25 protein-coding genes and 2 pseudogenes are annotated in these 20,885 nt (G+C 36.3%); 4 read left to right on the forward strand and 23 right to left on the reverse strand.

The genetic code is table 11. The features are described from left to right. The first annotated feature begins 37 nt into the window (after positions 1-37). On the forward strand, positions 38-289 hold the full coding sequence (locus V5290_RS07320; RefSeq protein WP_333383443.1) for a type II toxin-antitoxin system prevent-host-death family antitoxin: 252 nt from the start codon (positions 38-40) through the stop codon (positions 287-289). Continuing rightward, positions 286-546 carry a Txe/YoeB family addiction module toxin gene (locus tag V5290_RS07325; protein ID WP_028865307.1) on the forward strand — a complete coding sequence of 87 codons (261 nt, stop codon included), beginning with the start codon at positions 286-288 and terminating at the stop codon, positions 544-546. Before V5290_RS07320 ends, V5290_RS07325 begins: the two co-directional genes overlap by 4 nt. 185 nt (positions 547-731) lie before the next feature. Here V5290_RS07325 and V5290_RS07330 read toward each other — a convergent pair. From V5290_RS07330 to V5290_RS07360, 7 genes and pseudogenes are all read right to left on the reverse strand, one after another. Next, positions 732-1,316: pseudogene (locus V5290_RS07330) on the reverse strand (transposase); the annotation flags it as partial. A 388-nt stretch (positions 1,317-1,704) separates the two neighbouring features. Further along, on the reverse strand, positions 1,705-2,127 hold the full coding sequence (locus V5290_RS07335) for a GNAT family N-acetyltransferase (protein ID WP_333383449.1): 423 nt from the start codon (positions 2,125-2,127) through the stop codon (positions 1,705-1,707). A gap of 108 nt (positions 2,128-2,235) precedes the next feature. Beyond that, positions 2,236-2,865 carry a LysE family translocator gene (locus tag V5290_RS07340; RefSeq protein ID WP_333383452.1) on the reverse strand — a complete coding sequence of 210 codons (630 nt, stop codon included), beginning with the start codon at positions 2,863-2,865 and terminating at the stop codon, positions 2,236-2,238. A 220-nt stretch (positions 2,866-3,085) separates the two neighbouring features. Further along, a pseudogene (locus tag V5290_RS07345) lies at positions 3,086-3,570 on the reverse strand (transposase); the annotation flags it as partial. 235 nt (positions 3,571-3,805) lie between these two features. Beyond that, the gene (locus V5290_RS07350) at positions 3,806-4,714 is read right to left on the reverse strand and encodes a DUF5677 domain-containing protein (protein WP_333383455.1); all 909 of its coding nucleotides are present in this window, start codon (positions 4,712-4,714) and stop codon (positions 3,806-3,808) included. A gap of 110 nt (positions 4,715-4,824) precedes the next feature. Then, complete coding sequence (locus tag V5290_RS07355; RefSeq protein WP_333383458.1) at positions 4,825-5,775, reverse strand: hypothetical protein; 951 nt, start codon at positions 5,773-5,775, stop codon at positions 4,825-4,827. A 417-nt stretch (positions 5,776-6,192) separates the two neighbouring features. After that, entirely contained in the window at positions 6,193-7,092 is a 900-nt protein-coding gene (locus tag V5290_RS07360) for a hypothetical protein (RefSeq protein ID WP_333383461.1), read from the reverse strand. Between the two features lie 359 nt (positions 7,093-7,451). Between V5290_RS07360 and V5290_RS17530 the strand changes: the two genes are divergently transcribed. After that, on the forward strand, positions 7,452-7,649 hold the full coding sequence (locus tag V5290_RS17530; RefSeq protein WP_416351606.1) for a phage integrase N-terminal SAM-like domain-containing protein: 198 nt from the start codon (positions 7,452-7,454) through the stop codon (positions 7,647-7,649). 215 nt (positions 7,650-7,864) lie between these two features. On the opposite strand, the gene groL is transcribed toward V5290_RS17530, so the two are convergent. The 7 genes from groL to V5290_RS07395 form a co-directional block, all read right to left on the reverse strand. Continuing rightward, entirely contained in the window at positions 7,865-9,499 is a 1,635-nt protein-coding gene (gene groL, locus V5290_RS07365) for a chaperonin GroEL (RefSeq protein ID WP_333383464.1), read from the reverse strand. Positions 9,500-9,543: 44 nt separating this feature from the next. Beyond that, positions 9,544-9,834 carry a co-chaperone GroES gene (locus V5290_RS07370; RefSeq protein ID WP_113819130.1) on the reverse strand — a complete coding sequence of 97 codons (291 nt, stop codon included), beginning with the start codon at positions 9,832-9,834 and terminating at the stop codon, positions 9,544-9,546. Between the two features lie 185 nt (positions 9,835-10,019). Then, positions 10,020-10,262, reverse strand: a complete 243-nt coding sequence (locus V5290_RS07375; RefSeq protein WP_333383467.1) for a DUF1107 domain-containing protein — start codon at positions 10,260-10,262, stop codon at positions 10,020-10,022. Positions 10,263-10,388: 126 nt separating this feature from the next. Beyond that, positions 10,389-10,859: an FxsA family protein gene (locus V5290_RS07380; protein ID WP_333383470.1), complete on the reverse strand. Its 471-nt coding sequence runs from the start codon at positions 10,857-10,859 to the stop codon at positions 10,389-10,391. A 334-nt stretch (positions 10,860-11,193) separates the two neighbouring features. Beyond that, the gene (locus V5290_RS07385) at positions 11,194-12,357 is read right to left on the reverse strand and encodes a 3-phenylpropionate MFS transporter (protein WP_333383473.1); all 1,164 of its coding nucleotides are present in this window, start codon (positions 12,355-12,357) and stop codon (positions 11,194-11,196) included. Positions 12,358-12,495: 138 nt separating this feature from the next. Next, complete coding sequence (locus V5290_RS07390) at positions 12,496-13,113, reverse strand: prepilin-type N-terminal cleavage/methylation domain-containing protein (protein ID WP_333383475.1); 618 nt, start codon at positions 13,111-13,113, stop codon at positions 12,496-12,498. After that, positions 13,107-13,625 carry a GspH/FimT family pseudopilin gene (locus V5290_RS07395; protein WP_333383478.1) on the reverse strand — a complete coding sequence of 173 codons (519 nt, stop codon included), beginning with the start codon at positions 13,623-13,625 and terminating at the stop codon, positions 13,107-13,109. Before V5290_RS07395 ends, V5290_RS07390 begins: the two co-directional genes overlap by 7 nt. A gap of 285 nt (positions 13,626-13,910) precedes the next feature. On the opposite strand from V5290_RS07395, the gene V5290_RS07400 reads away from it, so the two are divergent. After that, complete coding sequence (locus V5290_RS07400) at positions 13,911-14,096, forward strand: DUF3545 family protein (protein WP_333383481.1); 186 nt, start codon at positions 13,911-13,913, stop codon at positions 14,094-14,096. A 148-nt stretch (positions 14,097-14,244) separates the two neighbouring features. On the opposite strand, the gene rpoS is transcribed toward V5290_RS07400, so the two are convergent. The 9 genes from rpoS to V5290_RS07445 all read right to left on the reverse strand — a co-directional run bounded on the left by rpoS (position 14,245) and on the right by V5290_RS07445 (position 20,846). Further along, a complete protein-coding gene (gene rpoS, locus V5290_RS07405) occupies positions 14,245-15,225 on the reverse strand; it encodes an RNA polymerase sigma factor RpoS (RefSeq protein WP_333383483.1) in 981 nt (326 codons plus the stop codon). 109 nt (positions 15,226-15,334) lie between these two features. Continuing rightward, positions 15,335-16,198, reverse strand: a complete 864-nt coding sequence (locus V5290_RS07410; protein WP_333383485.1) for a peptidoglycan DD-metalloendopeptidase family protein — start codon at positions 16,196-16,198, stop codon at positions 15,335-15,337. A 6-nt stretch (positions 16,199-16,204) separates the two neighbouring features. Continuing rightward, a complete protein-coding gene (locus tag V5290_RS07415; RefSeq protein WP_333383489.1) occupies positions 16,205-16,786 on the reverse strand; it encodes a YqaA family protein in 582 nt (193 codons plus the stop codon). A 103-nt stretch (positions 16,787-16,889) separates the two neighbouring features. After that, positions 16,890-17,636 (reverse strand): 5'/3'-nucleotidase SurE, encoded by a 747-nt coding sequence (gene surE / locus V5290_RS07420; protein ID WP_333383492.1) that lies wholly within the window; start codon positions 17,634-17,636, stop codon positions 16,890-16,892. Continuing rightward, a complete protein-coding gene (truD, locus tag V5290_RS07425) occupies positions 17,633-18,676 on the reverse strand; it encodes a tRNA pseudouridine(13) synthase TruD (protein ID WP_333383495.1) in 1,044 nt (347 codons plus the stop codon). The genes surE and truD overlap by 4 nt, the downstream gene beginning before the upstream one ends. After that, the gene (gene ispF, locus V5290_RS07430) at positions 18,673-19,155 is read right to left on the reverse strand and encodes a 2-C-methyl-D-erythritol 2,4-cyclodiphosphate synthase (RefSeq protein ID WP_333383498.1); all 483 of its coding nucleotides are present in this window, start codon (positions 19,153-19,155) and stop codon (positions 18,673-18,675) included. The genes truD and ispF overlap by 4 nt, the downstream gene beginning before the upstream one ends. A 59-nt stretch (positions 19,156-19,214) precedes the next feature. Continuing rightward, positions 19,215-19,895, reverse strand: coding sequence for a 2-C-methyl-D-erythritol 4-phosphate cytidylyltransferase (gene ispD / locus V5290_RS07435; RefSeq protein WP_333383500.1), 681 nt, complete (start codon positions 19,893-19,895; stop codon positions 19,215-19,217). After that, on the reverse strand, positions 19,888-20,178 hold the full coding sequence (ftsB, locus tag V5290_RS07440; RefSeq protein ID WP_333383882.1) for a cell division protein FtsB: 291 nt from the start codon (positions 20,176-20,178) through the stop codon (positions 19,888-19,890). Before ftsB ends, ispD begins: the two co-directional genes overlap by 8 nt. Before the next feature lie 107 nt (positions 20,179-20,285). Beyond that, positions 20,286-20,846 carry a phosphopyruvate hydratase gene (locus V5290_RS07445; protein WP_333383503.1) on the reverse strand — a complete coding sequence of 187 codons (561 nt, stop codon included), beginning with the start codon at positions 20,844-20,846 and terminating at the stop codon, positions 20,286-20,288. Between the last annotated feature and the right edge of the window lie 39 nt (positions 20,847-20,885).

Consider the following 20,885-nt stretch of genomic DNA (forward strand, 5'->3'; position numbering starts at 1 on the left):
TGTACAAATAAACGTACATGAACATTTTGGAGTTAACATGGATGCAATAAGCTACACATCAGCTAGAGCAAATTTAGCAAATACAATGGCGCATGTTTGTAATGATCATGCACCAATTATTATTACACGTAAAAGTGAAGATCCAGTCGTCATGATGTCTTTAGAAGACTATAACGCAATGCAGGAAACTACATATTTACTTAGATCACCAACAAATGCACGCGAACTTTTAGAATCTATTGCCGAACTTGAAGCTGGCAATGGAACTGAAAGAGAGTTAAGAGAATGAAATTAACTTTTTCAACCAAAGCTTGGGAGCAATATCTTTATTGGCAAACTACAGATAAAAAAATACTTAAACGTATTAATTTGTTAATCAAAGATATTCAACGAAACCCAACTGAAGGTATCGGAAAGCCAGAACCTCTTAAACACGGTTTGTCAGGCTACTGGTCTCGTCGAATTAATGACGAGCACAGAATCGTATACAAAAACCAAAATGACACAATACTGATTGCACAGCTACGCTACCATTACGGCACATAACGAGGCTGTAGAATTTCTCATTTTCAGCCCGATTATTTAAAATAAAAAACACATTAATTCATATTTAGTTGAGATTCCAATAGATAATTCGGATTTTCAATAAATGATTGATTAATTTGAGTTGTAAAGACGTATATGAGGTTATTTAGGCTGGATTATTGCGATTTAAGGACTTAGTCCTTGGCTTAATGTAAACTATTCCTTAACTTCTCACAGTTATAACGAACAGTATGAACGAGACAGTACATTTTCCATTGGGTATTCACTTTATCTTGGCCGCACAGCGTGAATTTATTCATGCCTTTATTCACCGTGATATTACCAAATACGGGTTCAATGGTACCTAGCCGTTTACTATATTCTCTTCGACCTGGACTGCTATCTATTTTCACTCGCATTTTATCCGTATACGAGACAGTTTTTCCTTTAGTGTTTATTTCAAACTGGACTTGCCGACCTTGTTTTGTGGGTTTCTTTCTCATGCATTGGGGTTCCAGCAGGCAAACACGGCAATCTTTTAAATATCCTGAGTAGGGAACATAATCTCGATCTGCTGTTCCCTCATCTTTAACACTCAACCACACTTCCTTACCTGCAGGACAATGACACGTTTGTTTCTTTTCTCCAAAGTGGAAGTCACTACTATTAAATAATCTAGACCGACCTTTACTTCGTTTTAAGCGTCGCTTCTCTTGCTCTGCTTGATACGTTTAACTTTGATTAAATAAGGGGTTACGACTTCTAAAGGCACTATCAGCCATGTAAGCATCATCAAATGAACTTAAATCAAGATGTTTGTCCACAATATGGGAAAGTGCATATTCAAAAGTACCGGGGATAATTTGCTGTGCGAAATCAATCGGAATGAATTTACTTTGGCAAGGTAAGTCAGGTTTACCTCTTTACTTTATAAGAGTGCCATCACGTTTATCTCTGAGCGAATAATAACTATTAGATCACAGAGGGACTGCTCAAAAAAGGTTGTTTTTTGTACAATTAGAGATTATGAAAAAAGAACGTAAAAACGTTCTTTTCGGAGAAATTCTACAGCCTCAACGCCGGCATTAAGCGGACGGAAACTGTTGGCTATAATGTGAAGCGAAGCGGAACTCAGCCAACTGTTGGAGTTCCGACTTAAATTACTTGTTATTTGCTATATCATAGACTTAGCGACATTTCTATTAACCCTTTAGACTCAGATACTTTTGTAAAACCATGATTGCTATATAGTCTAATAGCTGGATTCTCAGAGAACACCCTTAACTTAATACAGCTATCACCGCGATCTTTAGCAAACCTAGTTGCATAATTTAAACAGTACTTTCCAATACCCTTGCCTTGTACATTAGACTCAATTTGAAAATCTCTGATATAGCAGTTTGAATTGCCATATGAAAAACGCAAAACACCGACAAGTTTAGAGTCAAAATAAATATCGAAATTTTCGAATTCTTTCCAGCTCTTAACAAACAGATCAGAGTTCCATTGAATACTTCTTGTTTCATAATACTCTTTCATATTTTCTTGCGTAAGTGCAGATGCAAATTCACAGGACTGAGATTTTTTTATTTCGATATTCACGAACCGACTCCAATGTAAACAGGCACATAACGCAGCGCCAAGCGGACTAAAAATGTGGAGCGAAACGTAACCCACTGTTTTAGTTTCGTTTAATCGCCTTTTTAGCCATTAATTTGTGCGAGTAGCAATGACTTTTATACCCAATGCCACCATTGCTCCGCCTAAAAAACGATCAATCCAATGACCATACTTTTTAAAGCGAAGGTTAATTGCAGGTCTTGATAATATTCCGACTAATAAGGAAAACCAAGCAAATTGAATTACCATAATCCATGCACCGTAGATAGCTATTTGGTAAACGGGCATGCCTGGAGATAAAACAACTGTAAATAATGAAACAAAGTATATTGGAGCTTTAGGGTTTAAAGCATTACATAGAAAACCGACACCGATACTTTTCTTCGCCGAATATTTTGTAGGGGTGCTTATAGTCGATTCAGTTATATTCGCTGGTTTCGCTTTAAGACCTTTAATGCCAAGGTAAATAAGATAACCGCCACCCAAAATCTTAATTGTCCAAAGCGCACTTGATGAATTAGCAATTACAGTTGCCAAGCCAAATGCAGAATATGTTATATGGATAGAAAGCCCTAATGCGATTCCAATACTACACATTAAACCAGCTTTTTTTCCATTAGATAATGTTTGCTGTGAAACTAGGACAAAATCAGGTCCAGGAGAGGCAGCAGCAAGCAAATGAATTGATGAGATTAATATTAAGCCTTGTATAAGTTCCATTTAAATACCTCAATTAAAATTATGATGATGGCTAACGAAGCTGTAGAATTTCTCATTTTCAGCCCGATTATTTAAAATAAAAAACACATTAATTCATATTTAGTTGAGATTCCAATAGATAATTCGGATTTTCAATAAATGATTGATTAATTTGAGTTGTAAAGACGTATATGAGGTTATTTAGGCTGGATCATTGCGGTTTAAGGGCTTAGCCTTTGGCTTAATGTAAACTATTCCTTAACTTCTCACCGTTATAACGAACAGTATGAACGATACAGTACATTACCATTGCGTATTCACTTTATCTTGGCCGCGCAGTGTGAATTTATTCATCCCTTTATTTACCGCTATATTTCCAAATACGGGTTCAATGGTACCTAGCCGTTTACTATATTATCGCCTGCCTGGACTGCTATCTATTTTGACCTGTATTTTATCGGTATATAAGATGATTTTATCTTTTATATTCCTTTCAAACTGAACCTGTCGACCTTGTTTTGTGGGTTTCTTTCTCCTGCATTGAGTTTGCAATAGGCAAGCACGGCAATCTTTTAAATACCCTGAGTAGCGAACATAATGTCGATCTGCTGTTCCTGCATCTTTAACACTCAACCACATTTCCTTACCTGCAGGACAATGACACGTTTGTTTCTTTTCTTCAAAGTGGAAGCCACTACTATTAAATAATCTAGATCGGCCTTTACTTTAAAAGAGTGCAGTCATGTTTATCTCTGAGCGAATAATAACTATTAGATCACAGAGGGACTGCTCAATCAGTTTTTTTTTGTACAATTAGAGATTATGAAAAAAGAACGTAAAAACGTTCTTTCCGGAGAAATTCTACAGCCTCAACGCCACGCTAAGCGGACTAAAGCAGTGGGTTATAATGTGTAGCGAAGCGAAACCTAACCCACTGTTTTAGTTCCGTTTAATTGCCTTGTTAAGTTTCAACTTGTTGATACTCTTCTTCTACTAGTTTCAAAAACGTTGTTTTACTTGCAAAGTAATAAAACTCAAAATGTGTAAGTAAATCATTATCGAAATTATTTTTCCAAAGGTGATTTTTTTCTAAAAGAGCGTAAAAAGTATCGATGAAAGGCTGTAGTGTAAATATAACCTGTCCAAGGACTTTACCTGCAGAGTCACAAGATGCACCAAAAAATGCAGGCTTCATAATTTCGTCTTCTGTGCCTGAGTTTTGAAAAGCCCAAGAACCAACAAGTACTGGGATTGAAGCTCCATGAACTGACATTGAATAATAATCATTGGTCTCTTTTCTATAGTTTCTTAATAGCCCATTTTCATTCTCTTTTCCAAATAAATCTATTTCGATTTTTTCTAGTTTTTTTAATAACCTTTCTCGCTTAGAAAAAAGTACATAATGAGATGCTTTGCTATCATTTGGATCTTGTCCTTTTTGCCATATAGAGTAATCCTCAGAATTTGAAAACAGCACAACTCCTTGCATTGTGCGTTCTAATAAAGTCCTCAATAAAGAGTGAGCTTGAGGAATAAACCCCATCATGGATAATTTCAAGGTGGCATTTGCAGTATTGCAAATGTTAATCAAAAATGAACATAGATGGCTATCTTTGGCTGAAAAATCAGTCCGTAAAACCCGATTTTCAGGTACATCATCGGCTAAATAAATTGATAATGATGTCAACGATAGAATTTGCATTTCTATTAATGACTTTTCCTTTTTAAACATATTTATTGAGCGCTTACTAGCTTCATTACTGAATTCATCAAAGGACGAGTGGTTATCTACTAAGTCATCTATTTTTAATTTGATATTTTTTTCTTTATTAATAACTAAATATTCTTCGACTAATTTCGAGTAATCCATAAAACTCCAGATAGAAACTTAACGCCCACTTAAACGGACAAAAATGATTGGCTAAACTTGTTGAGGTACGAAACAAAGCCAACCGTTTTTGTTCCGACTTGAAGTGCTTGTTAACTGTCATCGGCAATTGACGATATAAGTTCATCTTTACTTAATTCTATTTCAGTTGCTTTCCCTGATTTACTTGCTGATGGTTCTTCTGCAATATTTACCTCTATATAATAAATGATTTTGTTACCAACATTTAAATATGGGAAGTTATCAAGGGTATCAAGACCAAGCCTTATTCTAGTTGTATTCGCTACGAAATTAACCAAGAAACCTTCACTAACATCAAAGTCATTACAATATCGAGCCACTTGGTGAAAACCTGAGGCAAGTTTGTTTTTAACACTGGATCTGTTTGATTCGTTTTTAATGTACTTTGCATCAACAACTATGTAGCGACCTTCTGATGATTTTAAAACGAGATCAACTTCTCCACTTGCTGATGCTGGCTCAACAAAAAATTCAACACCTTGATCTAAAATGTACTCTTGAACATCGATTGCAAGTGCAACCTCTCCTTTTTTCCCTTCTAACCCTACTTCCGCATAATCTCGCAACCTATTCTTTCTAAACCACTCTGAACGCTGCTTATACTTAATTAAAATAGAGTAAATTGAGTTACGTTCATCCAAATGTTCATCTAAATATTCATACAAGCCATCTATGGCGACATCCCTTAATACAGAAACTGCATCATCAAATTTAATACGCGAATCATTATTAAGGTATTCACCAAGATTAGAAATTACAAATTGCTGTTTTCTCGGCTCAATATTTTCTAGCTCTGAAATACCTTTAATAATTAGCCAACATACAGATGAGTGTTTAATATTGGTTTCAGCTGTATAAAAACCTGGATCATAAGAGCCTCTAGCTTCTGGGGCTTCAGTTAATGTTTGCTCTATCCTTGAAACATGCACACCATCAACTTTAGATAAATCTGCAACAACATAACGTAATAATGGATGATTTTTAATCCAATGCACTAACTGCTGACACGAATTAACAAACATTGCATCAGGACATGTTTGTGCTCGTCTGAATCTTGACCTTAAAAGATATCGAGTCCTTTGTATTAAAAGTTGATCCATTTAGTTGAACCTCTTAAACATATTATTAAGCGTCTTAGTGGCTCTTTGCATACCACCTAAATGATCCTGCAAATGAATATTTGAATGGCATCCTCTACACACCAAATACTCACGCCTTTTGATTTGACCTAGCTGTACCCAATTACCCAACTTGCAAAGAGGGCAATCAATCTCAATCTCTTTCCGATCAAAATTCGGAACAGTTATGTTAATTGATAGTTTCAACGAGACTCCTAGATGACAGTTAACGCCTTGCTAAGCGGATAAAAATGGTTGGTTAAAATCGCGCAGCGATAACCAACTGTTTTTATTCCGTTTAAGCAACTTGTTATGTGCTTGTTAATAAAGTAAATTTTCATACTTTTGGGGTAATAATGCAAACTCACCCCAGCCTAAGTTCTCAATGCAAAGACCAGCTCCATTTTCAGTGATAATGCCATACATTAGTACAACCCTTCCCTTAGAGTCGCCACTTATTCCTTTTTCTTGTTGCTCTTCATCAGTCTGTTTGAAATAGAAATCTGCATGGTCTCTATGCTTATAAGCCAACTTAGTCATTCGTATATTTTTTGGTGTTTTTCCTGCATTGAATGATTTGATTATTTTCCCATAATATAATCTTGGTTTATCATCTGTTTCAGACACAGTTGAGATATCTGTCATTAGGTCAATTAGTTGAACTGCATATTGGCCTCTTGGCATGAAGAAATATCTATTGATATTGTCATCAAACTTAGTAACCAATCCACGAACCGTTTTAAACTTACTAGGAAGTTTAAAAGAGTCTCCACGATGTCTTCCGATTGGAACATCTGCTTCTGGCCCATCTAGTTCTTCTACTGGAGTTTGATCGTATTCTTTTGCGTCTTTTTTGGGTGAGATAGGTTTAGTTTTGATAAAGCCTTCAACGATAACCAACTCTTCATTTTGAATAGCTTTTTGAGCTTCTTCTTCAGAGGAGTATTTCTTCCCTTCAGCCCTTTTTGTTCGTAAACCACAATCTGTTTTTATTCCTCTAGAGTGAGCAAAATAGGCCTTTCTGCCACTATCTGATACATCTTTTTCTTTAGGTGAGCGATATAAATTAGCACAGCATTCAGGACAGAATATTTGGCCTTTCATACCTTGAATATATTCACTTACTAAAATTTTCTTTGCATTCTTTTTCAAAGTAGCTTTGTTACCATCTTCAAAAGACCAATCATCTAGGTTTAATGCATATTTTATTCGATTATCCATTTGAACTCCTTTGATATAGAAAAGCACACAACAGCATAATATCCATAATTCACGATAGTAACGGATTATGAAATAAAAAAATAACAAAACAATAATAATTAAATCATTACCAGTCAAAGCTTTATAATAAAAAATGTGGTTTTATTATAAACATTAAATTTGTAGAAACTAAGCATTAAAGTTTATAAATCAATAAACTATAAAAAAATAAGTGTGGAAAACGAGCAATTAAATGCTCACTTTCTACACAAAAAATTGCATTTTTATATAAATCTCACCATAACTATATAAATAAACAAATATAGTGAGGTGTTTTTATGATTATCAAATCTCCTTTTCTATAATCTCTTCGAGATGTAATTCAAACAAAACGATATAGCCTACAAACAGAAAAAAGTTATTTATATTGGGTAAAATTTTTTATTATTTTTAATGATAAAAGGCATCCTAAAGAAATGGGCGCAGCGGAAATAAATCATTTTGACTCATTTAACGTAAATAGAAGCGTTAGCTCTGCACACAAATCAAATGTTATGCGCTTTAGTTTTCATGCATAACACATTTTCGAACAACAATTTGATGGCTTAATTTTTTCTTACGCTAAACGCCCTAAAAATATTCCAACTGTTCTTTCTCCATATGAAGTAACAGCTATTATTATTTACTTAACAATGCCTTATAGGCTAATTTTCTCCCAATAAAAAAGCCCGAATATTTCTATTCGAGCTTTTTTGTAAATGCTTAGAGCTTTTAATATAGAGATTAGACTCTACTACATCATTCCGCCCATTCCACCCATATCAGGCATAGGTGCAGCCGCTGGCGCATCTACAGGTAAATCTGTGATCATACATTCTGTAGTGATCATTAAGCCTGCAACAGATGCTGCGAATTGTAATGCGCTACGTGTTACTTTAGTTGGGTCAAGAATACCCATTTCTAACATATCGCCGTATTCGCCTGTTGTTGCGTTATAACCGTAGTTTGCAGTGCCTTGTTGTACATTGTTTGCTACTACAGATGCTTCTTCACCACAGTTTGATACGATTTGACGCAGTGGAGATTCCATTGCGCGTAGTGCAACACGGATACCTACGTTTTGATCATCATTATCGCCAGTTAAGCCTTTAAGCAAACCAGCTACACGTACTAGTGCAACACCACCACCAGCAACAACGCCTTCTTCAACGGCCGCGCGTGTTGCATGTAATGCATCATCTACACGGTCTTTTTTCTCTTTCATTTCAACTTCTGTTGATGCGCCTACTTTAATTACTGCAACACCGCCTGCTAATTTAGCAGAGCGCTCTTGTAGTTTTTCTTTATCGTAGTCTGAAGAAGATGCTTCGATTTGTTGTTTGATTTGACCAACACGCGCTAGGATTGCTTGTTGCTCACCTGCACCATCGATAATCGTTGTTTCATCTTTGTTGATAACAACACGTTTTGCTTGACCTAAATCTTCAAGTGTTACTTTTTCTAGATCTAAACCAATCTCTTCAGAGATAACTGTACCAGCTGTTAAGATTGCGATGTCTTGTAGCATTGCTTTACGACGGTCACCAAAGCCAGGTGCTTTAACAGCAGCTACTTTCACGATACCACGCATGTTGTTTACTACTAATGTTGCTAGCGCTTCGCCTTCAACGTCTTCAGCAATAATCATTAGCGGTTTTGATGCTTTTGCTACTGCTTCTAATGTTGGTAGTAGTTCACGGATGTTACCGATTTTCTTATCAACGATTAGGATGAATGGGCTATCAAGCTCAACCGTACCTGCTTCTTGGTTTGTCATGAAGTAAGGAGATAGGTAACCACGATCAAATTGCATACCTTCTACTACGTCTAGTTCGTTTTCTAGGCCTTGACCTTCTTCAACTGTGATTACACCTTCGTTACCTACTTTTTGCATAGCAGTCGCGATAATTTCACCAATTTCAACGTCAGAGTTAGCAGAGATAGTTCCTACTTGTGTGATTGCTTTTGAATCAGAACAAGGTGTTGATAATTTTTTAAGCTCTTCAACGGCTGCTTTCACTGTTTTATCGATACCACGTTTAAGATCCATTGGGTTCATACCCGCAGCAACGGCTTTTAAACCTTCAGTGATAATTGATTGTGCTAGTACAGTGGCAGTTGTTGTTCCGTCACCTGCTGCATCATTAGTTTGAGACGCAACTTCTTTAACCATTTGTGCGCCCATGTTTTCAAACTTATCAGCAAGTTCGATCTCTTTTGCTACTGTCACACCATCTTTAGTGATGTGCGGTGCACCGAAACTTTTATCGATAACAACGTTACGGCCTTTAGGACCTAGCGTAACACGTACTGCATTTGCTAATACGTTAACACCTTCAAGCATTTTAATTCGTGCATCATTACCAAACTGAACTTCTTTAGCAGACATTATATTTTCCTTTTACTGTGTTCTTTAAAATAAAATAATAACGATTATTCAACGATCGCTAGAATGTCATTCTCACTTAAGATAAGTACTTCTTCGCCTTCAATCTTTTCTGTTTTTAGGCCATAACCTTCACTGAAGATAACAGTATCACCTACTTTTACATCTAATGGTCTTACTTCACCATTTTCTAGAATACGGCCATTACCTACTGCAATAACTTCCCCGCGTGTTGATTTTTCAGCAGCGCTTCCAGTTAAAACAATACCGCCCGCAGATTTAGTTTCTTGCTCAGTACGTTTTAGAATAACGCGATCGTGTAGAGGACGAATAGACATTGTGACTTCCTTTAATAGTAATAGTTAACAGAATTAGTTGATTAAGTGATGGGGTCAAAAAGGTACGATTCAAGAGAATCAATGAAAAAAAATGAAAATATTTTTGAAACGGGTAATAAAAAAGCTTATTTACTACCAACATGGCTGTTGATGATAAATAAGCTTTTAGAAAGTAAATGAAAAAACTAAGCTATAATTGCTTTAGGATTAGATAACTCAGAAACCACTTGGTTGATCTCACTGACTGCAATAAGGACTTTTTGCTCTGCTTTTAAACATTGATAAGCAACCACTTTACCTTCTATTACTCGAAAGCGACCTAAACCTGCAATAAAAATTCGCCCATTAAAAAAGCCTTTTGCAAATTTAGCGATTTGTCTTGGCTGATATTTTTTAAAAATTCTTAACGTGCTAGGACGATTCATCATCGAGCCCCCTTTTTTTATTCTTATTTACTGTTTCTAGTGTTCAATAATAAACATCGCACATATAGTACGTAACCAATGTGACAAATGGATTACTCACTGAGCAATTTAAAAAATAATAAGTATTTATTAATCAAGCTTTTTTTCTTCTCTGCGTTCGAATTCACCTTCAATAATTGTGTCATCATGAGCTGATTGTCGCCCGAAGCCTTGGCTTGAAAAACCTCCCATTCCCCCCTGTGGTGCAAATTTTACATTAGATAAAATTAGTTTAGCTATATTACCGCGAATAGTAGGCTGTAATAATAGTAAACCTGTTATATCTGTCACAAACCCAGGTGTTACGAGTAAGATCCCTGTAACAATTAACATCATTCCTTCAATTAATTGTTGTCCTGGCATTTCACCTTCAGCCATGCGCTGCTGTACTTTTTGTATAAGTTGTAAACCTTGGCTTCGTACTAAAGCAGAACCAATTAATGCGGTTAAGATGACTAATGAAATAGTTGGCCAAGCGCCGATGAAGCCGCCTACTTTCACTAATACAAATATTTCTAGCAAAGATACGCCAGTGAAAATTAAAAATAACCTTGCGAACATAGGAACCTCAATCAATATAATGAATATACTTTATATATGGGGACGTTTTTATTATTTTCAAGTTTTAGCAATTAACCTCATTCATTGATCTATTTTGTTTATTAAAATAACTCACTTCTGTGCTGTCGTTTTGTAAAAAACCAATGGTATAAAATCAATATGTCTTAGTTAACTCTGCAAACCATGGTTAACGAAGTTACTCTGAGAAAGATATAAATTGCCCTTTCAACTCAGCTATTTTTCAACAAAAATTAACAGTTATTATTTAATGTAATTGCATTTATTGGAGTATTCAGCCATACAAAAGTTCAAAATAGATTATTGTATCAATGACTTAATCATTAATTTCCTGGGGCAATGGATCTGACTTCCATTGTTTTAACAATAAAAAGACAGGTATTAGTATTAACGCCATCCATAGAAATAGCGTGCTATCTTGTGGTGCATATATCCAGCCCGATATAAAGGTTAACAATGCCATAACCAACCCTAACGCGACTCCAGAATAAAGTGTTTGATAACCGACCATTGAGTGTTCTTCTTGTTGAGCAATAAAGCGCATTGCAGCTAAGTGGGCTAAGGCAAAAGTAAAGGCATGGAAAGTTTGCACTAGTAATAACCAGGCAAAATCTGTTGTTTGGTATAATGTGCCCCAACGGATAATCCCAGCGACCAAGGCTAATAAACACATCTGTTTAACTGACCATTTATTAAACAGCTTGTCGTTAAAACGCATTAATATCACTTCAGCAAAAACACTTAGTCCCCAGAGAATGGCAATATTAAACTCACTGATCCCCATAGAGGTCCAATATAAGGCACTGAATGAGTAGTAAGCTGCATGACTCCCTTGAATTAAGCCCATGACTAAGATGAAGTAAATCACATTTGGCTTTTTCAAAAGCGTCATTAAGTTGTTTGTACTACCAGCACTCGGTCGGCTTTGTGCTTGTAGCTGTGGGTTAAGTTTTATTAAGCTTAAACTGTAGTTTAAGAAAACAGCTAAAATAATTAGCCATAAAATACTGTCATGTCCGAACTCGCCTATTGTCCACCCTACAAAAGTTGAGCCGACAATGAAGCTAACGGATCCCCATAAACGTACTTTTCCATAATTCATTTGAATTTGTTTAACTAGGCGGGTACCAATAATATCGCCAAGAGGCACCATTGGTGCTAATAAGAAGTTTAATAACAAAGTTGCAGCCGCTAATGCATACCAACCTTGAAAGAAAATGAGAGATATCAAACAAAGTAATGCGAAAAAAGTGAGATAACAAACCAATGTCACCGGCGCATTAGCGTTTTTCAATCGAGGTAATAATCCAATATTACTAACAAAACGTAATACTAACCCTAGTGAAAATAATGTCCCGATTTGCTCAGGGCTAATCCCCTTTTCAGCTAACCACACACCCCAAAAAGGTAGAAAAATACCCCAGATGAAAAAGAAAAAAACAAAATAGCTGGTTATCCATGACTTAGCTGGTAATTTCAACGGATTATTTCCTTATAGATAGATATACGCAGATTATTTTATATTTATTAAAGGTTTATAAATAGTCTATTTTTAGTTTACTGGCTTTTTTGTCAATGTTTCTGCAGATTTAACGTTCCCCAAGTTGGTTTCGGTGGCTTAGTTGGATTCAGGGCTTCTAGTTTGTATTTGTGTGCTTGCTTGATGCCGATATCCGCCATCTTTAACCCACTCAGCTTGAATACCAATGTGCAAACTGCGTATAGTCATTTCAGCATTAACAGCATAATTTTCATTTAAACTAAACTCAGTTACTTTTAAAAAGTTAGGATCAGTTAAGTTCACCCAGTAACCACTTGAGAAACAGTTATTAACTTGCTTATCTACTTTTCTTCCAAACTGTATACTCTGGGTATTTTTTGAATATCTAAATCCCATGAAGTGATCGATAGTGGCTGTACTGGCTTGATCAAAGTTATAAGCATAAATAATACATTGCTGGTCAATAGTATTGATTGATTCAAATACTTTATTGCTGTTTTCTCCTACCATAAATGCTTCACCACCATACCCTGCACGACGTAAGTCATTTTCTATAATACCTATTAACGCTTGTAAATCAGTTCGTAAACGCGAGTGAACCAGTGATTTATTGGTTGTACCGACATTAGAAACATATAAACCTATTATCATTGCGAGTAATAAGGCACCCAATAATAGACAAATCAAAATTTCTACTAGGGTAAAACCGCCCTCAGTTTTACGCTGAACTAACATTTTTTGTACCCCAAAGCGGCTTCGTCCGGAGAACATACACGTAAACGCATTGCGCTTTGAATGACTGACAATGCACTTTGGTATTGATTAGTTAAGGTCACAGAGCCTGTTTTAACAGCAAACCGTAATGCTCCGTAGGAGGCTTGATCATCATTAAACTTCATATTAGCTTGGCTAAGCATGACTTTTTTGCCATCAACTAAAAGCTGTACATTATCCACTTGATCCAACTGGCAAGAATTAGGTATAAAACAATCACAGCTTGATGTTTCACTCATTCCTACTGACCACTGTTCTCCTTGCTGACAAAATTGAACGTATACTTTTACATTACGCTTAATGGCTTCTGTTTTGGCTAACTGTAAAGTGTAATACACCTTATTAGCGGCACTTGATAGAGCTTGATTGGCTAATAGTGTTTGATAGGAAGATGCAGAAATAGCAATCACAATACTGAGTAGTGTTAATGTGATCATTAACTCTACTAAGGTAAATCCTTTATCCTTTAACATAACCTCTCCTTGGTATTAACTACCTTGATTATTTTAAGGTGAACTAATCAGCATAGGTTACAAAATAACTTCTCACCTTCTATCTAAAGGGGTAAATTTTATTAATTAAGTAAAAATTCTTATGTCATAAAAACGTAATGAAGGGACATTATTGTGTTTGATATGAAATAGACATTGGAAATGTAATATCGCTTACATTAAATAATTGATCTAAGTTTTACGTAGAAAAATTAGTTTAATTCAAGACATAAATTAATTAGTACGATTAGTATAAAAGGAGATAACATGCAGCAAGCTCAGTTGAACGATACAGAAATGACACTAGATAGTTTATTAGCAACTCCAGTAAAACGTAAATCAAAACCACGTAAATGGCGTGAAATAGAAAATGCGAAAGCACAACTTCTATTGGCTAAAGAATTACGAGAGATCGACCCTTCCTTTAGCTTTTCCCAATCTGAATTAATGTAATACCGGTTACATTAAATAGGTGTTCTAATTCTGCACAAGGAAAATAAATAACCTATTTATTGTAATTTGTATAATAACAAACACAAAAAAACGCATCCTCGGATGCGTTTTTTGTATGCGATGACACTATCGTAATCAGTAGATAGTTTTATGATTGGAATAGTGAATCAATAGATAAGCCCTGTGCGGATAAAACCTCATGTAATGTTTTCAATGCTTCGACTTGGATTTGACGTACTCTTTCACGTGTTAAACCGATCTCTTTACCTACATTTTCTAAGGTATCAGCTTCGTAACCTAACAGGCCAAAACGTCTTGCTAGTACTTCGCGCTGTTTAGGTTGAAGATCTTCCAACCAATCGACAATACGTAATTTCATATCGCTGGTTTGTAAGCTATTTTCAGGGGTAGAGTCTGTACTATCAGGGATTATATCTAATAAATCTTTATCTGCTGTATTACCAATCGGACTATCCACTGAACTAATACGCTCATTGAGCTTCAAAATTTTAGACACTTCTTTAGCAGAAACATCTAATTCTTTGGCAATATCTTCAGGTGTTGGTTCATAAGCTAGTTTATGCGCTAGTTCACGAGCGGTTCGTAAATAGACATTAAGCTTTTTAACAATATGAATAGGTAAACGAATAGTACGAGTTTGATTCATAATCGCACGTTCGATTGTTTGACGTACCCACCAAGTTGCATAGGTTGAAAAACGAAACCCTTTTTCAGGATCAAATTTTTCTACTGCGCGAATTAAGCCTAAGTTGCCTTCTTCAACAAGATCTAATAGTGATAATCCACGATTATTATAACGACGAGATATTTTCACTACTAATCGTAAATTACTTTCGATCATCCGTTTACGAGCAACTTGATCACCTCGTTGCAAACGTCGAGCGTAATAAACCTCTTCTGGTGCGGTTAATAATGGAGAGTAGCCGATTTCTCCTAAATAGAGCTGTGTGGCATCCATTACTTTGTATTTTGAGGCTGAACTTGTAGCAGACTCTTTATCATGCGCTCCTGAAAAATGCTGCGAATGAGCACCTTGCTGGTCACCTTCGTGATGCATGTGTGTATTATATTCAAGTTTATCTATATTAACTGAGGCCGTTCCTACCATGGTTAGACTCCTTTTACTTCTTAATATTGATGAACTTAATTAAGATGTTTCGCATTCGTTGTTTATACCTTTAAACAACTTGTGCTGCCATGAAGTTATCTTTGCCTCATCACCTTTTAGGTAAATAGCGCAAAGGGTCCACTGACTTGCCTCGATAGCGAATATCAAAATGTAAATAAACACTATCTGTGCCACTGTCTCCCATGACAGCGATTTTCTGGCCCATCTTAACCTGTTCATTCTCTTTAACGAGCAGTTTGTCATTGTGCGCATAAGCACTTAAATAATCGTAGTTATGCTTAATGATCACGAGGTTTCCATATCCTCTTAAACCACTCCCTGCGTATACAACTTGACCACTAGCCGCCGCATAAATTGACGTACCTCGATCATTTGCTATGGATATACCTTTCATACCCTGTGTTGAATTTGCAAATGTTTTAATTAACTTGCCTTCACTTGGCCAACGCCAATCTGATACTTTATTGGCAACCGGTGTCGAAACCGTTTTTTTAATGGCAACTGGTTGTGAGACTGTTTTTTTAGTCACTTTTTTATCAACAACATTAGCAGGATATGCTTTTGTTGATTTTTTAACAACCTTTACTTTACTGTTTTTCTGACAGCTTTGCGTTGTACAGCTATTTGAAGTTATTTTTTTCTTATTTTGTGAAATGGTCGAAACTTTTACTGTACTATTTTTGAGCGTTAATACCTCTCCTTGTCTAATTATATAAGGTTTTTTTAGGTTATTTCGCTTAATAAGGGTATTTACGTTCATTTTTGCACGCCAAGCGATCGAGTATAAAGTATCGCCTTTTTCCACAATATACGTTGTTTGTCCCGGTGAAATACTCTGTCCTGATGCAACATAAGGCTTAGGTGTTGAGGTGACATCATAAACAGGTGCTTTCCCGCTAGGACCCGAACACGCTGTTAACAGTACAAAAGAGGTAATTAATAGATGTTTCACTGTTATTTAATGCTTTAATGTAAAATACAAAATAACTGCAGCCAAAATGGTTATCCAGCCTAGCGCATCGATATATTTGCTCAACTTAGCTTCCATTTTTTCTCCCCCAAGTACCATTAAACCAGCGACAAGGAAAAAGCGCATAGCGCGACCAATTAATGCCGTTAAGATAAACGGCCAAAATGCCATACTCATTACACCTGCGGTAATAGTGAATACTTTAAATGGGATAGGCGTAAAGCTAGCAATAAAAATCACCAATACTCCCCACTCACTAAACCACGACTGAGCAGTGATCATTTTATCTTGATAATGCATTGCTTCAATAAAAGGTAATACCACCGGGTCATACAATGCATTACCCAAGTAATAACCTAATGCACCACCTAACACTGAAAAAAGTGTTGCTCCAAAAGCAAATTGCCACGCTTTTTCACGCTTAGCTAGTGCCATAGGTGCCAGCATAATATCTACCGGGATAGGCCAAAAGATCGACTCAATAAACGCAGTCACGTAAAGGTAAAATGGCGCATATTTATGTTTTGACCAAAGCATGACTTTTTCATAAAGGGGAGCAAATATTTTCACTTAATTTCTCTTTTTGGTTAAATGTAACTTGATTCGATATGCTTTAGTTAAACATGACTTAGTCAGTACTTAATTAATCACAACTTGGTTAATCATAAATTAGTTAAATAGCACTTAGCCATTTATCAACAATAGGTAATTGCTCGATGGCAGTTAAATCTACTTTAATCGGTGTGATAGAGACATAACCATGTTCAACAGCATGGAAGTCAGTTCCTTCACCAGCGTCTGCAATATGCCCTGGAGGGCCTACCCAAAAAATCTCACGGCCTCGTGGGTCAATACTTTCTTCAATCATCTCAGCTTGATGACGTTTACCCAAGCGAGTCACTTTAATGCCTTTTATCTTATCGAAAGGTAAATCAGGTACATTAATATTAAGCACTTGATGTTGTGCTAAAGGCGATGCTAATAAATGCTCTACTAATTTTTTAGCATAACGAGCAGCACTTTCATAATGCTCAGTCCCGTCTAATGATACAGCAACAGCAGGTAAGCCTAAAAAGCGCCCTTCCATCGCAGCGGCAACAGTCCCTGAATACAAAACATCATCGCCCATGTTTGCACCAGCATTAATACCTGACACTACTAATTTAGGTGGTGTTGAGCAGAGTTTATTAAGTGCCAAATGGACACAGTCAGTAGGCGTACCGTTTACTGATATAAAACCGTTATCTAATAAGTTCTTTCTTAATGGTTGCTCTAATGTCAAAGAGTTACTGGCGCCACTATGGTTACGCTCAGGGGCAACAACCATGGTTTCAGTGTCCTCAATTTGGCTTAAGTGTTTATGTAACGCTGATAAACCAGGTGCTAGCACACCATCATCATTACTTAGTAATAGCATCATATATTTATCTCAATAAGTTCTCGGATCACACTTGTAGCGTAGCATCCAGACGGTAAATAGAATGAAAGTGTTAATGTAGCCTGGTCAACCCACTGATAGCTGAACTGTTCTGGTATCAATAACAAGGGGCGTCGCTCTTGCTTTAAACCTTCTTTGGCTAAACCTGCTTGAAGGTCATTGTAATCTTGTAAACAATCTAGCTCATATTGTTGAGCATCCTCACTAGAAGTTAATTCACCTTTTCCCCATAAAGGAGCTGTTAGACAGACCTCTCTAGTGGATAAACGTTGCAAGGTTTGTTCCGATAAATCAGGTAATGGGAAAAAAGAACGATTAGCCACAAATTGTACGCAATCACCAAGCATTGGAGATGCTTGTAAATTATCATCAATACGTTGGGATATGATACGGTTAAATAAGTAACTTCTCGCTGCGCTAATATACATACCGCGCTTGAATCTATCTTTTATTTTGCGACCGTTAAACATTTGTAGTGCAGCATTTACATTATGGCCATCAAAACCGAAACGTTGATTACCAAAGTAATTAGGAACACCATGCTGAACTTTATCTAGGACGGTTTGTAATTGTGCTTTGTCAGAAACCTCACGCAAAGTAATAGTAAAGTTGTTACCAGACAGGCATCCTGTACGCAGCTTTTTGTTATGACGAATCACTTTCAAAATACTCACACCAGGTGATTCAAAACTACTAAAGTCTGGCGTTATTTTTCCAGGGATATATAAAGAGAACCATTGATAAGTTTCTGCTTGGCGATCTTTTAAACCAGCATAGCTCACATTCTTAGCAGCAATGCCTGCAAATTTTGCTAGTTGTCTCGCTAGATAATCAGTATTTTCACCTACTTTTTTAACCCATAAACAAACATGCTCACCTTCGCCAGTTAGCTCAAAATCTAACTGTTCTTCTACACGAAAATCTTCACAATGTTGTTTAAAACGACCTGTACAAGTTGGCTTACCATAAAGATAACTAAAATCTAACGGATAAACTTTTTTTTCAGGCTGTGACTCACTCATTCTGAGTCCTTTAATAAAATAACCACAGCATGTGAAGAGATACCTTCTTTACGGCCCATTGGACCTAACTTTTCTGTAGTTGTTGCCTTTACATTGATATTACCTAAATCGGTTTCAAGTAAACGTGTCAACTCTGCACACATATCTGCAATATGCGGTGCCATTTTAGGCGCTTGCGCAATGATAGTGATATCCGCATTACCTAAGCGATAACCTTTATCCTTAGCTTGTTGATATACATTGACCAACAATTCACGACTATCGATACCTTTAAAAGCATCATCGTTATCCGGAAAGTGACGGCCAATATCGCCTAATGCTAACGCACCTAATATTGCATCACAGAGAGCATGAATTGCAACGTCACCATCAGAGTGAGCCAATAAGCCTTGAGTGTAAGGGATCTTCACACCAGCAATAGTAATTGGACCTTCTCCACCAAACTTGTGTACATCATAACCATGCCCAATACGGATCATAAACTTTCCTTAACAATGTGTATAAAATTAATAGCGTATTTTAAATGTAAAAATATATATTAAATTTTTGAGAGATAGAATTCTGCTAGTAATAGGTCTTCTGCTTGTGTGACTTTTATATTATCGCTGCGGCCTTCAATAATTGAGACCGTTCCACCAGATAACTCTATCGCAGAGGCTTCATCAGTAATTAAATGTTGTGCTTCAATACCTGTGATGGCATTAATTAGTTGTTGATTTTTGAACATTTGTGGAGTGAGTGCATGCCACAAATTATCACGGTCTACAGTATGTTTAACCTGTTGCTCTTTTGAACTTCGCTTCATCGTATCGCGTACTCGATACGCAAGCATTGCGCCGCTATCATATTTCAAAGCATGCTGAAGTAGTTTATCAATGTCAGAGGTTTGTATGCAGGGACGAGCTGCATCGTGCACTAAAACATAATCGGTAACAGGCAAACTCTTTAGTGCGCTTAGTACAGAGTCTACGCGCTCTTTGCCACCTTTAACAATGTTCAATTTCGGGTGCTTAGCGATACTTAAATGATTAAACCATTGATCATTTTCAGCAATTGAAACAATCACTTGGTTAATGTCGGGATGAGCTAAGAATGGAGCAAGACTATATTCAATAATTGCTTTGTCTAAAATAGTTAAATATTGTTTAGGAATCTCTGAACCTACCCGCTTGCCAATACCAGCAGCAGGTATTACTACAGAAAAGCGTGGCTTACTCATCTAATTCACCACCTTTAGGAACGATACGGAAGAAGGTTTCGCCTTCTTTAACTAGCCCTAATTCATTTCGGGCCCGTTCTTCTATTGCTTCAGTACCTGTTTTTAAATTATCAATTTCAGAGAACATCATTTGATTACGTGTGGTGAGTTCGGTGTTGCTTGCGGTAGCAAGATCAACAGCCTTTCTATATTCACGATTATCTTGTAACCCATTTTTGCCAAACCATAAATGGTACTGTAATAGAGAGAAAAGGAAAACAAACACGAATAACAGTAAGCGCATGATAAGTAAACTCAATAATAAAAGGTTAATCATCCCACATTACACTGAAAATTAAAATCAACCCAATCATGCTAAATTGGGTTGTTAGCTTTTAATTTAAGTGAATACTACTTTTTCCAGAAAAGTAATTTGCTTTCTACCTGAGGAAATAAAGGATGAATGAATAATTTATGGGTCATAATTAATCCAACAATCATTTTAATAACGACCATCTGATCAATGCCTAATAGATAATAAGCGTACCCACCAACGAAGGCTGATAACCACATAAAGAACTGAAAGAGACGTATTTTCTTAACACTCAGCGCAGTTAAAATAACAGCAAAGTCCACCCAGGTTAATAATAAACCTAACGATGGGTTAGCAAGGTAGTCATTAACTGAAAAATAAGTCGCATAAGTCAAAAAGGCAATCATGATAACTAAGATAAGTTTAGTTATTCGAGTAGACAACTCAGTAAAATCACATAAATAACGGTAAAGGGTAACACTGCCAACGACTAGGTTTAGTAAAACCTTAGGCATTACACCGATCAAGATCCCCCACGAGACATCATTAATAACCGAAAGAAATGAAGCTAATCGTATGTTCTTCATACCATTAAACACCATTAAAAAGATGTAAAAGAACACACTTGTCCAACCAAGGATCTCAATAATTAAAGGCATGATAATTCCAACCGCTAAATAAAAACGCGCATTTTACGC

The organism is Psychromonas arctica, from assembly GCF_036697365.1.
GTDB classification, from domain to species: Bacteria; Pseudomonadota; Gammaproteobacteria; order Enterobacterales; family Psychromonadaceae; genus Psychromonas; species Psychromonas arctica_A.

Coding starts and splice junctions, on each gene's coding strand:
- V5290_RS07380 (WP_333383470.1), bottom strand. CDS start 10,859: ATGTTCGCAAGGTTATTTTTAATTTTCACTGGCGTATCTTTGCTAGAA.
- V5290_RS07355 (WP_333383458.1), bottom strand. CDS start 5,775: ATGTTTGTTAATTCGTGTCAGCAGTTAGTGCATTGGATTAAAAATCAT.
- V5290_RS07400 (WP_333383481.1), top strand. CDS start 13,911: ATGCAGCAAGCTCAGTTGAACGATACAGAAATGACACTAGATAGTTTA.
- rpoS (WP_333383483.1), bottom strand. CDS start 15,225: ATGGTAGGAACGGCCTCAGTTAATATAGATAAACTTGAATATAATACA.
- V5290_RS07375 (WP_333383467.1), bottom strand. CDS start 10,262: ATGATGAATCGTCCTAGCACGTTAAGAATTTTTAAAAAATATCAGCCA.
- V5290_RS07370 (WP_113819130.1), bottom strand. CDS start 9,834: ATGTCTATTCGTCCTCTACACGATCGCGTTATTCTAAAACGTACTGAG.
- V5290_RS07395 (WP_333383478.1), bottom strand. CDS start 13,625: ATGTTAAAGGATAAAGGATTTACCTTAGTAGAGTTAATGATCACATTA.
- V5290_RS07445 (WP_333383503.1), bottom strand. CDS start 20,846: ATGCCTTTAATTATTGAGATCCTTGGTTGGACAAGTGTGTTCTTTTAC.
- V5290_RS07390 (WP_333383475.1), bottom strand. CDS start 13,113: ATGTTAGTTCAGCGTAAAACTGAGGGCGGTTTTACCCTAGTAGAAATT.
- V5290_RS07350 (WP_333383455.1), bottom strand. CDS start 4,714: ATGGATTACTCGAAATTAGTCGAAGAATATTTAGTTATTAATAAAGAA.
- ispF (WP_333383498.1), bottom strand. CDS start 19,155: ATGATCCGTATTGGGCATGGTTATGATGTACACAAGTTTGGTGGAGAA.
- V5290_RS07360 (WP_333383461.1), bottom strand. CDS start 7,092: ATGGATAATCGAATAAAATATGCATTAAACCTAGATGATTGGTCTTTT.
- surE (WP_333383492.1), bottom strand. CDS start 17,636: ATGATGCTATTACTAAGTAATGATGATGGTGTGCTAGCACCTGGTTTA.
- V5290_RS07325 (WP_028865307.1), top strand. CDS start 286: ATGAAATTAACTTTTTCAACCAAAGCTTGGGAGCAATATCTTTATTGG.
- ispD (WP_333383500.1), bottom strand. CDS start 19,895: ATGAGTAAGCCACGCTTTTCTGTAGTAATACCTGCTGCTGGTATTGGC.
- truD (WP_333383495.1), bottom strand. CDS start 18,676: ATGAGTGAGTCACAGCCTGAAAAAAAAGTTTATCCGTTAGATTTTAGT.
- V5290_RS07340 (WP_333383452.1), bottom strand. CDS start 2,865: ATGGAACTTATACAAGGCTTAATATTAATCTCATCAATTCATTTGCTT.
- ftsB (WP_333383882.1), bottom strand. CDS start 20,178: ATGCGCTTACTGTTATTCGTGTTTGTTTTCCTTTTCTCTCTATTACAG.
- V5290_RS07320 (WP_333383443.1), top strand. CDS start 38: ATGGATGCAATAAGCTACACATCAGCTAGAGCAAATTTAGCAAATACA.
- groL (WP_333383464.1), bottom strand. CDS start 9,499: ATGTCTGCTAAAGAAGTTCAGTTTGGTAATGATGCACGAATTAAAATG.